The sequence below is a fragment of the Streptomyces sp. NPDC058001 genome (assembly GCF_042886315.1).
In the GTDB taxonomy this organism is placed as follows: Bacteria; Actinomycetota; Actinomycetes; order Streptomycetales; family Streptomycetaceae; genus Streptomyces.
Map to the genome: position 1 here is coordinate 484982 of NZ_JBHVQT010000007.1, position 14797 is coordinate 499778.

At 70.8% G+C, this 14797-nt stretch carries 13 protein-coding genes and 1 pseudogene; 9 read left to right on the top strand and 5 right to left on the bottom strand.

All coding sequences use genetic code 11. The annotated features are described in order from the left end of the window. Positions 1 to 36 precede the first annotated feature (36 nt). On the bottom strand, positions 37 to 732 hold the full coding sequence (locus ACFVT5_RS20190) for a hypothetical protein (protein ID WP_389889321.1): 696 nt from the start codon (positions 730 to 732) through the stop codon (positions 37 to 39). A gap of 80 nt (positions 733 to 812) precedes the next feature. Between ACFVT5_RS20190 and ACFVT5_RS20195 the strand changes: the two are divergent. Continuing rightward, a pseudogene (locus ACFVT5_RS20195) lies at positions 813 to 1079 on the top strand (hypothetical protein); the annotation flags it as partial. Between the two features lie 97 nt (positions 1080 to 1176). Further along, positions 1177 to 2172: a TAXI family TRAP transporter solute-binding subunit gene (locus ACFVT5_RS20200; protein WP_389889324.1), complete on the top strand. Its 996-nt coding sequence runs from the start codon at positions 1177 to 1179 to the stop codon at positions 2170 to 2172. 54 nt (positions 2173 to 2226) lie between these two features. Here the strand turns inward: ACFVT5_RS20200 and ACFVT5_RS20205 are convergent, their stop codons facing one another. Next, a complete protein-coding gene (locus ACFVT5_RS20205) occupies positions 2227 to 3627 on the bottom strand; it encodes an ATP-binding protein (RefSeq protein WP_389889327.1) in 1401 nt (466 codons plus the stop codon). A gap of 9 nt (positions 3628 to 3636) precedes the next feature. Then, on the bottom strand, positions 3637 to 4335 hold the full coding sequence (locus ACFVT5_RS20210) for a response regulator transcription factor (RefSeq protein WP_389889330.1): 699 nt from the start codon (positions 4333 to 4335) through the stop codon (positions 3637 to 3639). Positions 4336 to 4606: 271 nt separating this feature from the next. Between ACFVT5_RS20210 and ACFVT5_RS20215 the strand changes: the two genes are divergently transcribed. The 7 genes from ACFVT5_RS20215 (at position 4607) to ACFVT5_RS20245 (ending at position 11472) form a co-directional block, all read left to right on the top strand. After that, a complete protein-coding gene (locus ACFVT5_RS20215) occupies positions 4607 to 5383 on the top strand; it encodes an amino acid ABC transporter ATP-binding protein (RefSeq protein WP_389889333.1) in 777 nt (258 codons plus the stop codon). A 101-nt stretch (positions 5384 to 5484) separates the two neighbouring features. Then, complete coding sequence (locus ACFVT5_RS20220; protein ID WP_389889335.1) at positions 5485 to 6405, top strand: glutamate ABC transporter substrate-binding protein; 921 nt, start codon at positions 5485 to 5487, stop codon at positions 6403 to 6405. 131 nt (positions 6406 to 6536) lie between these two features. Then, on the top strand, positions 6537 to 7184 hold the full coding sequence (locus ACFVT5_RS20225; RefSeq protein WP_389889338.1) for an amino acid ABC transporter permease: 648 nt from the start codon (positions 6537 to 6539) through the stop codon (positions 7182 to 7184). After that, positions 7181 to 8116, top strand: a complete 936-nt coding sequence (locus ACFVT5_RS20230; RefSeq protein ID WP_389889341.1) for an amino acid ABC transporter permease — start codon at positions 7181 to 7183, stop codon at positions 8114 to 8116. The genes ACFVT5_RS20225 and ACFVT5_RS20230 overlap by 4 nt, the downstream gene beginning before the upstream one ends. A 329-nt stretch (positions 8117 to 8445) precedes the next feature. Continuing rightward, the gene (locus tag ACFVT5_RS20235) at positions 8446 to 10032 is read left to right on the top strand and encodes an FAD-dependent monooxygenase (RefSeq protein WP_389889344.1); all 1587 of its coding nucleotides are present in this window, start codon (positions 8446 to 8448) and stop codon (positions 10030 to 10032) included. Positions 10033 to 10540: 508 nt separating this feature from the next. Continuing rightward, complete coding sequence (locus ACFVT5_RS20240) at positions 10541 to 11080, top strand: cysteine dioxygenase (RefSeq protein WP_389889347.1); 540 nt, start codon at positions 10541 to 10543, stop codon at positions 11078 to 11080. Further along, positions 11077 to 11472, top strand: coding sequence for a rhodanese-like domain-containing protein (locus tag ACFVT5_RS20245; RefSeq protein ID WP_389889350.1), 396 nt, complete (start codon positions 11077 to 11079; stop codon positions 11470 to 11472). Before ACFVT5_RS20240 ends, ACFVT5_RS20245 begins: the two co-directional genes overlap by 4 nt. 100 nt (positions 11473 to 11572) lie before the next feature. Here the strand turns inward: ACFVT5_RS20245 and ACFVT5_RS20250 are convergent, their stop codons facing one another. Beyond that, positions 11573 to 14119, bottom strand: a complete 2547-nt coding sequence (locus ACFVT5_RS20250) for an FtsX-like permease family protein (RefSeq protein WP_389889353.1) — start codon at positions 14117 to 14119, stop codon at positions 11573 to 11575. Then, positions 14116 to 14775, bottom strand: coding sequence for an ArsR/SmtB family transcription factor (locus ACFVT5_RS20255; RefSeq protein ID WP_389889356.1), 660 nt, complete (start codon positions 14773 to 14775; stop codon positions 14116 to 14118). Before ACFVT5_RS20255 ends, ACFVT5_RS20250 begins: the two co-directional genes overlap by 4 nt. Positions 14776 to 14797: the final 22 nt, after the last annotated feature.

Below are 14797 nucleotides of genomic sequence, written 5' to 3' on the forward strand. Positions count from 1 at the left end.
TCAGTGGCCGGGACTGAGCGGCCGTTCAGTGGCCGTTCAGCGGTCCGGGCGGGCGGCTGTCGGGTAGCCGATGACGGTGGCGTCGGCGGTCAGATCCGCCGGCGTGAGCGCCGGGTTCAGGGCCGCTACCAGCTCGCTCGTCAGCGGGCGCAGCGCGTAGAGGTCGCGGATCGCCGACAGCGGGACCGGGACGTCGTAGTAGTCCTCGGCGAAGTCCCGGTACGCCTCGGGGGCGCCGGCGACGAGGAGGCGGAAGAGGCCCCGCGCGCCGTCGGGGTCGTCCCGGCCCTCCGGGAACTCGATCTTCCCCGCACGCCATTGATCGTCCCCGGCCTGCCGCCACAGGCACGCCGTCACCACCGGCGTCCCGTCCTCGTCGCAGAACGCCGGGTCCTCCACGCACGGCCGGAACACGTCGGGGACCTCGTCGAGTACGCCCGGCCACGGCCCGTCGCCCGCATAGGGGCTCATCCACGACTCGTGCGCGAACCCCCGCGCGTACGCCCCGGCGGCCGAGAACACGACGGCGTACTCGTCGCCCGAGCCGTCGCCCATCGACGCCATCTCCTCGCCGTCGGACCAGTGCGCGTCGAACGAGTAGTGGCGGTCCGCCCAGTCCGGGCACAGGATCGCCTCCGCCATCGCCATCGCACGGCTCAGGTCACGCACGACGGATATCGCCGGCAGTTGCCGGGCCACCTCATGAACGGTCACGCGGACATCCAACCCCATGCCCCCGAGGGCCCGTTCACGACATGGGCCGCCGGGAATTCGGATGCCGCCGTGCGCCCGCCCTGTCAGGGTGGCGAGCCATGTCGACATATGAACTGCTGCTCATCGGGGGCGGCTCCGGGGTCGGGAAGACAAGCGTCGCGTGGGAGGTGTCCGAGCTGTTGCAGGCGACGGACACCGCGCACTGCCTGGTCGAGGGCGACTTCATGGACCAGATCCATCCGGCGCCCGCCGACGACCCGCACCGCAGCGCGATCACGGAACGGAACCTCGCGTCGGTCTGGTCGAACTACGCGGCCCTCGGCCAGCGCCGTCTGATCTACACCAACACGGTGAGCGTCCTGGAGGGACTCGGCTGACTCCGCCCCGGCCGCCTCCGCCCCCGCCGTCCCTCCGGCCGCCGACCCTGGCCAGGCCGGTGCCCCAACTGGCAGGATCGCCCGCATGGTCCCCGCACTCCCCCGCATCACCCGGCGTCGCGCCCTCCAGGGCACTGTCGCCGGGCTCGTCGCGCTAGGGCTGCTGCTGTGGTGGCTGTACCCGCTGGAGAAGGACACTCCCGGCGGCACCGTCACCTTCAGCACGGGAGTGCGCTCCGGCGTGTATGAGCGCTACGGCAAGCTCCTGGAGGCCGCCCTCGCGCGCGATCTGCCCCGCCTCAAGGTGCGTCTGACCAGCAGCGAGGGCTCACAGCAGAACGTCCAGCGGGTGGCCACGGGCGAGGCCGACTTCACCATCGCCGCCGCCGACGCGGTGGAGAAGTACCGTCTCGACGACAAGGAGGGCGCGGCCGATCTGCGTGGCTGCGCACGGCTGTACGACGACTATGTGCAGCTCGTCGTGCCGCGCTTGTCGGATGTGCAGTCGGCGAAGGACCTGGCGGGCAAGCGGGTGGCCGTGGGCCAAGTCGGCTCCGGGGTGCGGCTGATCGCGGACCGGGTCCTGAAGGCGGCGGGCCTGAACGCCACCAAGGACATCGACCCGGTGTCGATCGGTATCGACACGATGCCCAGCAAGCTGGAGAAAGGCGAGATCGACGCGTTCTTCTGGTCCGGCGGCCTGCCGACCACGTCGGTACGGCTTCTGTCGGAGCGGTACGACATCCGGTTCGTCCCGCTCGGGAACCTGGTGGACGCCCTGCACGCGCAGGGGGGCGCCTCGCGCTACTACCGGGGGTCCGTGATGCCCGCGGACGCCTATCCGGCCGCCCAGCAGGGTGACGCCGTGTCCACGCTGGCGGTGGCGAACCTGCTTGTCACCACGGACCGCGCCGACCCGGGACTGACCGAGCAGCTGACCCGTACGGTGATCGACAGCCGTGACCACATCGGCGCCGAGGTGCACGCGGCCCAGTTGGTGGACCTGCGCACGGCCCTCTTCACGGACCCGCTGCAACTCAACGAGGGAGCGCGGCGCTACTACCGCTCGGTCAAGCCGTAGCCATACCCATCGCCGTAGCCATAGCCGTAGCCACCGTGCCTCGCCCGGTCACGGTCACGGCGCCGATCGGGGCACCGACACCGTCACCCTCAGGCCGTGCGGCTCATGGCGCTCGTACGTGATGGTGCCGCCGCCCGCGGCGAGCAGCGCCCGCGAGATGGACAGGCCGAGGCCCGAACCCTTCACGTTCTGGTGCCGTCCGCTGCGCCAGAAGCGGTCCCCGACACGGGACAGTTCGTCGTCGGCGAGGCCGGGGCCGCCGTCCGTGACGACCACGGTCGACGTCGGACCGTCGGCGGCGACCGTGACACGGACCTCCTCACCGGCCGGCGTGAACTTGAGGGCGTTGTCGACGACCGCGTCCAGCGCGCTGGACAGGGCCACCGGGTCGGCCCAGGCGGTGACGGCGGGACACCGCCCGGTCAGCCGGACGCCCTTGTCCTCGGCGAGCGGGCGCCAGGCCGCGACGCGCTCGTCGGCCAGCGCGCCGATGTCGGTCAACTTCAGGTCGGAGTCGGCATGCTCGGCCAGCGCCAGATCGAGCAGGTCGTCGAGCACCTGTGCGAGGCGCTTGCCCTCGGTGCGCACCGAGGCGATCTCCTCGTTCCCCTCGGGGAGTTCGAGGGCGAGGAGTTCGATGCGCAGAAGCAGCGCCGCGAGCGGGTTGCGCAGTTGGTGGGACGCGTCGGCGACAAAGGCGCGCTGCTGTTCGAGCACGTCCTCGACGTTGTCCGCCATCTCGTTGAACGACCGGGCCAGGCGTCTGAGTTCCGGGGGTCCGCCGGCCGCCGCGACCCGGGACTTGAGGCGGCCCGTCGCGATGTCGTGGGTCGTCGCGTCGAGCACACGCACGGGCCGCAGCACCCAGCCGGTCAGCCGGAGCGCCGCCCCGACCGCGAGGAGCATCGCGGCCACCTCACCCGCACCGAGGACCAGCCACCCCCGCAGCGTCTTGGACCGCATCTGTCCGGTGGGCGAGTCCGTGACGACGACGGCGATCACGTCACCGTCGCGGATGACCGGCGACGCGACGACCAGGCGCCCGTCCTGCCAGGGCCACACCTGGTCGGGATTGTGCCCGGGGCGGGAGAGAAGGGCCTCCTGGAACGTGTCCCGTACGGCGCCCTCGTCCGGCAGGTACCAGTTCTCGGGGGCGTGCGCCATGGGCTCGTCATTGCGGTAGAAGACACCCGCCCGGATCCCGTACACCTCGTAGTAGCGCGCGAGTTCCTTCTGGAGGGTGTCCTGGCGCTCGTCCTTGACGGCGACACGGGAACCGCTGGTCTGGCGCGTGACGAACTGCGCGAGCGACGCGAAGCGCGCGGTGTCGTCGATCCGGTCGACGACGACGGTCTGTTGCTCCTGCGCGGCGAGGCTCACGGCGAGCGGGAAGCCGAGCGCGAGCAGGACCCCCGCCATCAGGACGATCAGCAGCGGAAGGAGCCGGGCACCCACCCGCGGCCTCTAGGGCGTGGGAGCGACGAGCCGGTAGCCCACGCCCCGCACGGTCTCGATGAGGGCGGGCATCCGCAGCTTGGAGCGCAGGGACGCCACATGGACCTCCAGGGTGCGTCCGGTGCCCTCCCAACTGGTCCGCCACACCTCACTGATGATCTGTTCCCGGCGAAACACCACACCGGGCCGCTGCGCGAGCAGCGCGAGCAGGTCGAACTCCTTGCGGGTGAGCTGAACGGCGGCGCCGTCGACACTGACCCTGCGGGTCGGCAGTTCGATGTGCACGGGCCCCAGCCTGAGATCGCTGTCCGCGGGCGTCCCGGCCTCGTCGGGGACGTTGCGGCGGCTGACGGCGTGGATACGGGCGAGGAGTTCACCGGTGTCGTACGGCTTGACCACGTAGTCGTCGGCGCCCAGGTTGAGGCCATGTATCCGGGACCGTACGTCCGCGCGGGCCGTCACCATGATCACCGGGGTGCTGCTGAGCTTGCGGATCTTGCCACAGACCTCGTACCCGTCCTGGTCGGGCAGGCCCAGGTCCAGGAGGACCACCGCGAAGGGTGCCCGCGCCGGGGCCGCGTCCGGGAGCAGCGCCCGCAGCGCCTCCTCGCCACTGCGCGCGTGGACGACGTCGAAGCCGTGCCGTGCCAGAACCGCCGACAGGGCCGCCGCGACGTGATCGTCGTCCTCGACCAGAAGCAGTCTCATGGCGGCCCCCTTCGGTTCATCGTTCGTTCCCCTGCTGCCCTAGGCATCCACGCCGATCGACAGGGACCCCGTCAAGTGGGATCGGGCGCCGCACACGTTCCGTTACGCACCCGGTACGCGCGCCTGTGCGGGAGCGCCGGGAAAGGCGCCCTCACAGCATGTGTACGATTGCGACCGGATCGTGATGCTCAAGTTCCCCTCAGATGTACTGACGGTGGCATTACCACGTCATTACTGTCCTCCCAATCGAGGAGGACGGAGCAATAAGTCGATGACGGATGTATCGGTGGCCAAGGACGCCGTACCCGCGGCCGACGAACTGGTCGTGCTGAAGACCGTGAACAAGCACTTCGGCGCGCTGCATGTGCTCCAGGACATCGATCTGACCATCGCCCGTGGCGAGGTCGTCGTCGTCATCGGGCCCTCCGGTTCCGGCAAGTCCACCCTGTGTCGCACCATCAACCGCCTGGAGACCATCGATTCGGGAGACATCTCGATCGACGGCAGGCCCCTGCCCCAGGAGGGCAAGGAGCTGGCACGGCTGCGCGCCGACGTCGGCATGGTCTTCCAGTCCTTCAACCTCTTCGCGCACAAGACGGTGCTCGAAAACGTGATGCTGGGCCAGATCAAGGTCCGCAAGGCCGACAAGAAGACCGCCGAGGAGAAGGCCCGCGCCCTCCTCGACCGGGTCGGCGTCGGCACCCAGGCGGACAAGTACCCGGCGCAGCTCTCCGGCGGGCAGCAGCAACGCGTCGCCATCGCACGGGCGTTGGCCATGGACCCCAAGGTCATGCTGTTCGACGAGCCGACGTCGGCCCTGGACCCCGAGATGATCAACGAGGTCCTTGAGGTCATGCAGCAGCTCGCCCGGGACGGCATGACCATGGTCGTCGTCACCCACGAGATGGGCTTCGCGCGGTCCGCCGCCAACCGCGTCGTGTTCATGGCCGACGGCCGCATCGTCGAAGAGGCCGTCCCCGACCAGTTCTTCAGCAACCCCCGCAGCGACCGGGCCAAGGACTTCCTGTCGAAGATCCTGCACCACTGAGTCGAAGATCCTTCCTCGCCGAAGTGTGACGCCCTGCGACGGTGCGTCTTGTCCCCAACCGTCGTATCCGCCGAATCTCTCGACACTAAGGATGTTTCACCATGAAGCTCCGTAAGAGCGCCGCCGTCGCCGCGGCGATCGCCGCCTTCGCGCTGACCGCCACCGCCTGTGGCGGCGACTCCGGCAACGCCGGTGACAAGCCGAGCGACGCGTCCACGGGCAAGGACGCGCCGAAGCTGCCCACGTACACGGTCGCCAAGGACGTCAGCATCGACTCGCCGACGCTGAAGAAGGCGCAGAGCGCGGGCAAGATCGTCATCGGCGCCAAGAACGACCAGCCGTTCCTCGGCTTCGAGGACACCGACCGCAAGCGGTCCGGCTTCGACATCGAAATCGCCAAGATGGTCGCCGCCGACCTCGGTTTCGGGCCCGACCAGATCCAGTTCGAGACCGTCGACTCCAACGTCCGTGAGACCACCATCTCCAAGGGCGAGGTCGACCTGTACGTCGGCACGTACACGATCAACGACGAGCGCAAGAAGCAGGTCGGCTTCGCGGGCCCGTACTTCCTGGCCGGCGCCGACCTCCTGGTCCGCAAGGACGACAGCGCCGTCACGGGCCCCGACTCGCTCAAGGGCAAGACGGTCTGCTCGATCAAGGGCTCGACCCCGCTCCAGGAGATCAAGAAGCCCAAGTACGGCGCCAAGACCGTCGAGCTGTCGAAGTACTCCGAGTGCGTCCAGCAGCTCCTCAACAACGAGGTCGACGCCGTCACCACCGACGACGCCATCCTCAAGGGTTACGCGGCGCAGCGCCCCACGAAGCTGAAGGTCGTCGGCAAGCCGTTCACCGAGGAGCCGTACGGCATCGGCATGAACAAGGACGACAAGGCCCTGCGGGACGCGGTCTCCGACGCCATCGAGGCGCACGAGAAGAACGGCGACTACAAGAAGGCGTACGACGCGACGCTGGGCCTGTCCGGCTCGACGTACACCGAGCCGCCGGCGCTTGAGCGTTACTGAGTGACCGCCGGCGGTGCCCCCGGGCGCCGCCGGCTCTCCCGGCAGCACACCGTCCGTCCCGGGCGCGTCCGCGTGACGCGCCCGGCGGCGGCCCCTCCTGCCCGTCCGCCGCCGCCCACGAGGACATCCCCGTGAACGTATTGCTCGACCATCTCCCGGAGTTCCGCGAGGGGTTCATAGGCACCATCCTGCTGACCCTGGCCAGCGGGGTTCTCGCCATGGTGCTGGGTGTCATGATCGCCGGATTCCGGGTGTCGCCCGTGCCACCCCTGCGGTTCTTCGGCACCGCCTGGGTGACCCTCTTCCGCAACACTCCGCTGACCCTGCTGTTCCTCGTCGCGTGGTTCGTCATCCCGGTGATCTTCATGCCGGGACTCAGCCCGTGGACAAAGGCGCTGCTGGCCCTGAGTTTCTACACCTCGTCGTTCGTCTGTGAAGCGGTGCGTTCCGGCATCAACACGGTGCCCCTCGGCCAGGCGGAGGCAGCCCGCTCGATCGGGATGACGTTCTTCCAGACGCTGCGCCTGATCGTGCTGCCGCAGGCCACGCGCACGGTGATCCCGCCGCTCAGCTCGATCTTCATCGCGCTGACGAAGAACTCGGCCATCGCGGGCGCCTTCAGCACCGCCGAACTGTTCGGGGTGCAGAAGCTGCTCAGCGACAAGGGCTTCGACATCGCCTGGATCTTCCTCTGGGTGGCACTCGGCTACCTGGTCATCACCTTCACCATCAGCGGTCTGTTCCGGCTGCTGGAGCGGCGCATGGGGGTCGCACGATGAGTTCGAGCGTCCTGTACGACGCACCGGGCCCCAAGGCCCGCGTCCGCAACCTGATCTACACCGTCGTCGGTTCGGCGGCCGTGCTCGGGCTGATCGTCTTCGCGATCTACCGGCTGAACGTCAAGGGCCAGCTGGAGCCCGAGGTCTGGAACATCTTCAACAACGCCGGTGTGCGGGCCAACATCCGTGACGGCGTCCTGGCCACCCTCAAGGCGTTCGCACTCGCCGGTGTGCTGTCGATGGTCTTCGGTCTGCTGCTCGCCGTCGCCCGGCTGTCGGACCACAAGCCGGTCCGCTGGTTCGCGACCGGCTTCATCGAGCTGTTCCGCGCGATCCCGCTGCTCATCACCATCTACGGCCTGTGGGTCGTGTTCCTGACCTACCGGGACAATCTCGGTGTCATCGGTGACAGCACCGCCTTCTGGGCCCTCGTCATCGGTCTGACCGTCTACAACGGCTGCGTCCAGGCCGAGGTGCTGCGCGCGGGCATCAACGCCGTCCCGCGCGGCCAGGTGGAGGCGGCCTACGCGCTGGGCCTGCGCAAGTCGCAGGTGATGGTGACACTGCTGCTGCCGCAGGCCGTACGGTCCATGCTGCCGACGGTGATCAGCCAGCTCGTGGTCACCCTCAAGGACACATCCCTCGGCTACATGATCCTCTACCCCGAGCTGCTGTACGCGGCCCGGAACATGGCCAACAACATCATCGTCAACGGCGAGAACCCGATCACGCCGGTCGTCATCGTCGTCGGCGCGATCTATGTGGCCCTCTGTCTGGCGCTGTCCTCGCTGGCGAGCTGGATCGAGCGGCGCGGACGGCGCGCGAAGACCGGGGTCGCCGTGGCCGCGGCGGCCGAGCCCGTCACATCGGACGTCGTCCCGGGCCAGCGCCCCGGCGACGGCTCCACCGCGGGGGCGCTCACCAAGGACTGAGCGGACGGAGCGGACAGAGCACCTGACGGGACGTACGGCGGTGACGGCCTCGCGCGCGTAAGCACGGGTCTCCCGCGCGCGTACCGTGTCTCTCGCAGGCGTACGGCATCTCCCGCGCGCGTACCGCGTCCCGCGCGCACTTACCGGATCTGACGCCGTGTGAGCCGAATGCGTGGCCCAAGGAGGCAGTGGCATGATCGCCACTGCCTCCATCGCTTGACGGGGACACCGGCAATGGGTTGCATACGTTCTGTGATCGCGCACCCTGCCCCGCCTGTCTGCCGCAGTACGACCCCACGGACTTCCCGCCGGGCAGGAGGCGCCGCGCCGTGGACCCGGTGATCGTCGTCGGCGCGGGCCCCGTGGGGCTCACGCTCACCCTCGCGCTCGCGCGCCACGGCGTCCCCTCCGTCCTCCTCGACGAGGGCCCCGGCAAGGACGAACAGCGCCCCGCGCGGACCGCCGTCCTGCGCGAGGACACCGCGGCGCTCGTCCAGCGGCTCACCGGATCGCCGTCCACCGCGACGGGCACCCGGTGGAGCGGATGGCGGTCGATGCGCCGCAAACAACTCATGCAACACGTCACGTTCGGTGACGACAATCCGCCTCCCCTGCACCTGACGCAACACGCCCTCACCACCGCGCTGCGCGCCGCCGTCGCGCGCGAACGGCTCGTCAAGGTCGCCACCGAGAGCCGCGTCGACTCCATCGAGCAGGAGTCCGCGGGGCTGACCGTCCACACCCGCGAGCCCAAGGCCACCTGGTGGCACGGCAGTTACCTGGTCGGCTGCGACGGCCCCCGCTCCACCGTGCGCAAACTCCTCGACATCCGCTTCCCCGGCCGCACCGCCGTCGAACGGCACGCGGTCGCCGCGCTGCGGACGGAACTTCCGTGGCCCGGTGAAGCGTTGTTGCATCGGATGCCGCCGTGGCGGCTGTCGGGCAGCGAGGTGACCGGACGCCCCCTCCCCGACGGGATGTGGCGCCTGGACTGGCTGCTCCCGCCGCGCGGCGAGCTGGTCACCCCCGAGTCCCTCGTCGCGCGCATCCGGGAGACACTGGCCGGCTGGAGCGGAGGGAGCACACCGCCGTACGAACTGATCGACACCGGGGTCCACACCGTGCACCACCGGCTCGCCCGCCGCTGGCGCGTCGGCCGTGCCTTCCTCGCCGGGGACGCCGCGCACCTGCTCGGCGCGCTCGGCACCCAGGGCCTCGACGAGGGGCTGCGGGACGCGGACAACCTCGCCTGGAAGCTGGCGCACGCCTGGCACCACGGCCCGCACGAGGCGCTCCTCGCCGGCTATCAGGCCGAGCGCCGCGCCGTTGTCGCCGCCCGGCTGCGCGCCGCCGACCAGTCCCTTCCGATACTGCGGGGCGGCGCGGGGCTGCGCGCGTATGTACCGGGGACCGCGCGCGGCCATGACGCGTTGCTCACGGACGGTCACCTGGGACGCGGCCCGCTGGGCGCGCCGGGCGGGTACGCGGGCTCGCCCCTGATGCCCGCGACGACGGACGCATCGACCGAGGTGCGCACCCCGCCGGGGGCGCCGGTCGTGGACGTCCGCGTGACCGCCGAGGACGGCACCTTCGTCATGCTCCGGGAGCGCCTGGGGCTCGGGCACCTGGTGGTCCTCCTGGTCGCGCCGGGCACCGGTGTGTGGGAGCGCAGGCACTGGGTGACCGCCGGCATCATGCCCAGGCTGGCCGCCGCCGTGACGGCGCTCCCGCACCACGCCGAACTCCTCGTCACCGAGAGTTACCCGGGCGCCGCCGCCCACAGCGTCCTGCTGATCCGCCCCGACGGCCACCTGGTCGACGCCTTCACCGGCGTCCGCCCGGCGGAGCTGTACGCGGCGGCGGAGGCGACGCTGGGGGGAGCGACGGAGTCGGAACGGGCCGGTAGCTCGCGGTAGCCGCCGCCGCGCGGGTGCACGGCCCGGGGCGTACGGGGGGTCCGTGGCGGGGCGTGCGCGGCGGGCGGTGGCGGACGTGCGGGGAGGGGCGGTGGCGTGGGCGGTACGAGGGGGCGTCGCGCCGGGGAAAGCGGCGATTGTCGGCCACGGCAAGAGGCCGGCGCCCGGCCGGTGAGCGAGAGTCCGCCCCGCGCGGAACGGCCCTCGAACCCGCCAACCTCACGGAACGCGTACCGTTCTGTGACACCGAGTTGACCGGGGCACACCGCCATGGTGTACTCCGGATCGTGACCGACACCGAGGTGCGCCTATGGCGGAGGGTCCATATGGACCTAGTCCGCTATCTGGGCTGCGTGTGTCGTTTGTCCTGACTGATTTCGCACCTTCGCCTTCTCCCCCTCTCCACGCGGCCTCCGTACGGCCCGGTCCTGAACGCGCGTACCCCGCTACGCAGACGTCCCGGCCCGCACCTGGCGACGTGGTCCCAGCGAACCCCAGGACGGCACCCGTGTCTCACCCCGCAGCATCCGCGACGTCCTCCGCCCCGGCCGTCGCGCCGCCCAACCAGGCGGACCTCCTCGACTACGTCCGCCGTGTCGCGGCGGACGCCGACATCATCGCCTCGCTCCCCCTCGACCCCGAGGGCCGCACCTGGGTCCGCCTCGAAGGACCGGGCGGCAGCGAGGCATGGCTCATCGGCTGGCCGCCCGGCACCGGGACCGGCTGGCACGACCACGCCGAGTCCATCGGCGCGTTCCTGACCGCGGCCGGGGAGCTGAAGGAGAACTCCCTCGCCGCGCGCCTGCCCGCCGACGGCTGGCAGACCCTCGAACTGAGCGAAGGAGTCGACCGCGTACGGCAGTTGCCCACCGGCAAGGGCCGCGCCTTCGGACAGCACCATGTGCACGAGGTGATGAACGAGTCGACCGAGGACCACGCCGTCTCCGTGCACGCGTACTACCCGCCGCTCCCCCAGATCCGCCGCTACAGCCGCACCGGACCGGTCCTGCGGCTCGAACACGTCGAGCGCCCGGAGGACTGGCAGTGACCGGGGAGATCTCCATCGACGACCATCTGGAGCGGGTCCGCGCGGGCCTCGACCGAATCGACCCCCAAGAGGCTTACGCGGCGGCCGAGGCGGGCGAGGCGCTGCTCGTCGACACCCGGTACGCGGCCCTGCGCGAGCGCGACGGACTGATACCGGGCGCCCTCGTCGTGGAACGGAACGAGTTGGAGTGGCGACTCGACCCCCAAGGCAGCCACCGCGCCGCCGAGGCCACCGGCCACGACCTGCGCATCGTCGTCTTCTGCAACGAGGGCTACGCGTCCAGTCTCGCCGCCGCGTCCCTGCGGCAGTTGGGCCTCCACCGGGCGACCGACCTGGTCGGCGGCTTCCAGGGGTGGAAGGCGGCGGGACTCCCGGTCACGGAGCCGGCGTAGGCCCAACTGCCCCGTAAACACACAGCGATACGCAAGGGTGGGTGCCCCTCGGTAAGGGGCGCCCACCCTTGTGTAGTGCCCCTTACTCCTGGGCAGTCGCCTACTCCTTGGCCGTCGCCACGGACACCGGAAGGGGCTTGAGTGCCACCCGCCCCGGCAATGCCGTGGCGACAAGGGCGAGCAGCCCGGCGACCGCGACCACCACCCCGTACAGCAGCGGTGTCACGGACGGTGCCGCACTACCGGTCATACCGACGCTGAACGCGGTCAGCACCGCCAGCGCGATCCCGCTGCCCAGCGCCGTACCGATCAGCAGGACCGACAACGCCTCGGTGCGCAGCATCCGCAGCACCTGACGCCGGGTCGCGCCCGCCAGCCTGAGCATCGCGAACTCACGGATCCGCTCCGACACGGACATGGCGAGCGTGTTGACGACGGCGATGGCCGTGAACGCGAGGACCAGACCCATGGCGAGATAGTTCACCTCGGCGTTCGCCTGCTGCCGTTCCGCCTGAAGGTTGTCCGCGGCGGCCGGAGCGAGAATCCGCACCCCCGGGAACTCCTGGACGGCCGCCGCGAGTTGTTCCTTCGTACGGTCGCTCCGCACGAGGACGGTGGTGGCGAGCGGGTTGTCCATGTGCCGGGAGACCAGGTCATGGGCCAGCGTGATGTCCCCGAAGCCAAGGCCCTTGGCGTACACCGCGGCGACGGTGAGAGTGGCGGGCGTGCCGTCGCCGAGGGTGAGCTTCAGGGTGCCGCCCGGCCGCAATCCGAGCTGGTCGGCGGCGAGTTCACTGACGGCGACCTGGTCCTCGCGCAGGTCCCGCAGCGTGCCCCGGGTGACGTCCGGGTCCCAGGTGCGGGTCAGACCGTCGAGGGTGACGCCCTGCGCCGGGTACTTGTCGAGGCCGACGCGGACCGTGGTGCGGACGACCTCGGTGGCGACGGTGCCGTCACCCGACGCGTCACGCAGGGCCCGTACCGCCTGCTCGGGCACACCAGGCCCGCGCGCCGCCAGCACCCAGTCGGCGCGGATGCCTTCGCGTGCCTGCGCGCGGGCCGCGTCACCGAGGGTGGGCTGGACGAACAGGACGGTGCAGGTCATGCCGATCAGCAGGGTGAGCGGGGTGACCACCGCCGCCATGCGGGCCGCGTTGCCCCCGAGGTTGGCGGCGGCCAGCCGTCCGCCGGGGCCGGTCAGCCGCAGCGGGCCGCGCAGCACCGCGGCGGCGGCCCTGACGAGCAGCGGGCCGAGCAGCGACACGGCACTGGCCAGCACCACAACGGACAGGAATGTCACGGGAGTCGACGCCGGCTCGGTCCGCAGCCTGCTGAGTACGGCGACGAGCACCACTCCCCCGGCCAGGAACACCAGACCCGCGACGACGCGTCCCAGAGCCGGGCGGGGCCGCTCGACCTTGGCTTCCGCGAGAGCCTCCGCCGGGCGGATCCGCGCGATACGGCGGGACGAGACGCGGGCGGCGGCCCACGCACCGAGCAGTGTCGCACCGAAGCCGGCGAGCAACGGGAAGACACTGACGGCCCGTTCGAGCGTCGCCGGGACCGCGCCCATGGCGACGAACCGTCCGTACAGCCACCCGCCGAGCGGCAGCCCCGCCAGCGCGCCGGCCGTCCCGGCGAGGGCACCCACCAGCAGCGCCTCACGGCTGAGCAGGCTCCGGATCTGCCCGGATGTGGCGGCGACGGCCCGCAGCAGGGCGAGTTCACGGTGCCGCTGCTGCACGGACAGCGCGAAGGTGCCGACGACCACGAGAATCGCGACCAGCAGCGACGTACCGCCCATCGCACCGCCCATGCTCACCAGCCGGATTCGGGCGCTCGCGGCATCCAGGAACTCCACCGGGCCGCGCTCGTCACCGGTACTGATCTGCGCCGTGGTGCCGTGCAGCGCCTCGGCGACGGCCGCCTTCAGCCGCGCGGTGTCGGTGCCGGGGTCCGGGACCACTCCGAGCGCGGTGACCTGACCGGGCCGGTCGGCCAGCCGCCGTGCCTCGTCGGCGGAGAAGAACAGCGAGGTCTGATGCCGTACCGCCACCCCTTCCGGGGCGGCCACCCCGGTCACGCGGTATGTGCGGGGTGCCTGCGTCGACTGCACGGTGAGCCGGTCCCCGGTCGCGAGCCCGGCCCGGTCCGCCAGCCCGCGATCGATGACGATCTCACCGGCGGCCCGGGGCGCGGTGCCTTCGGTGAGGGTGTACGGGGTGAGGGCGGCGGACTCCCAGGAGTGGCCGTAGGAGGGGCGGGCGGGGTCGGGGGTGACGGTGCCCGTACGTGTGGTCAACGGTTGGGCGAGGAAGGTTAGTTCCGGGACGACCCGACCTACCCCGGGAACGTCCTCCACCGTCCGCGTCACGCTGTCCGACAGCCAGGCGCGCTCGGCGATCGGCTTCGCCTTGTGCTTGACCTTGCCCTTCTTCTTGACCGTGGTCTGGTGGACGTTCTGATCGGCGGACACGACGACGGGGGCGGCGGCATACCGCTCGGTGCCGATGGTGCCGCGCAGACCCGTTTCGAGAAGCGTCCCGCACGCGGTGATCAGGGCGGCGGCACACATCAGGGCGAGAAAGGCTCCGAGGAACCCGCCCTTACGGGCCCGGACGGTCCGGAGTGCATAGCGCAGCATCATGATCCGTGGCTCTCGCTTCTGTCCTGGGGCGCGGGGAAGGCGAGGAAACGGGTCAGCACCGTCCTGGCCTCCGCGGGGGTCTCGGCCTCGGGCCGCTTGTACCGGTTGAGCAGGGCGATGTACGCCTCGAAGAACTCCCGCAGTTCGTCCACGGTCAGCCGGATCGTGCCGCGCGAGTAGGGGAAGGCATCGGCCCAGGCGAGGTCGGTCACCTCGGAGGCAGCGGTCACCTCGGAGGCAGCGGTCGGCTCTCCCTCGGCGGCCGGCTCTCCCCCGGCGTCCGCCTCGCGCCGGAGCTGGGCGAACAGTTCCAGGTCGGCGGCGTACGCGAGATGGTCCAACTCCTCCATCACGAGCCGCATCTCGGGGCTCTGCCGACTGCGGGGCGGAAACCGCCGGTCCCCCGGTACGGCCCGCCACCACCGCTCCCGGCCGTGCCCCCTCCTCTCGACCTCCGCGACGAACCCGTACCGCGCCAGCTCCCGCAAGTGGTAGCTGGTCGAACCGGTGTTGAGCCCGAGCGCCCGGCCGAGCGTCGCCGACGTGGCCGGACCGTGCACGGTGAGGTGCTGCAACATCAACTGCCGCCGCGGCTGGGCCAACGCCTTCAACGCGGCGAGATCGGACAGCTCGACGATCTCGGGTTCCTGTGCCATGCGTACACAGTCGCCTGTGCAC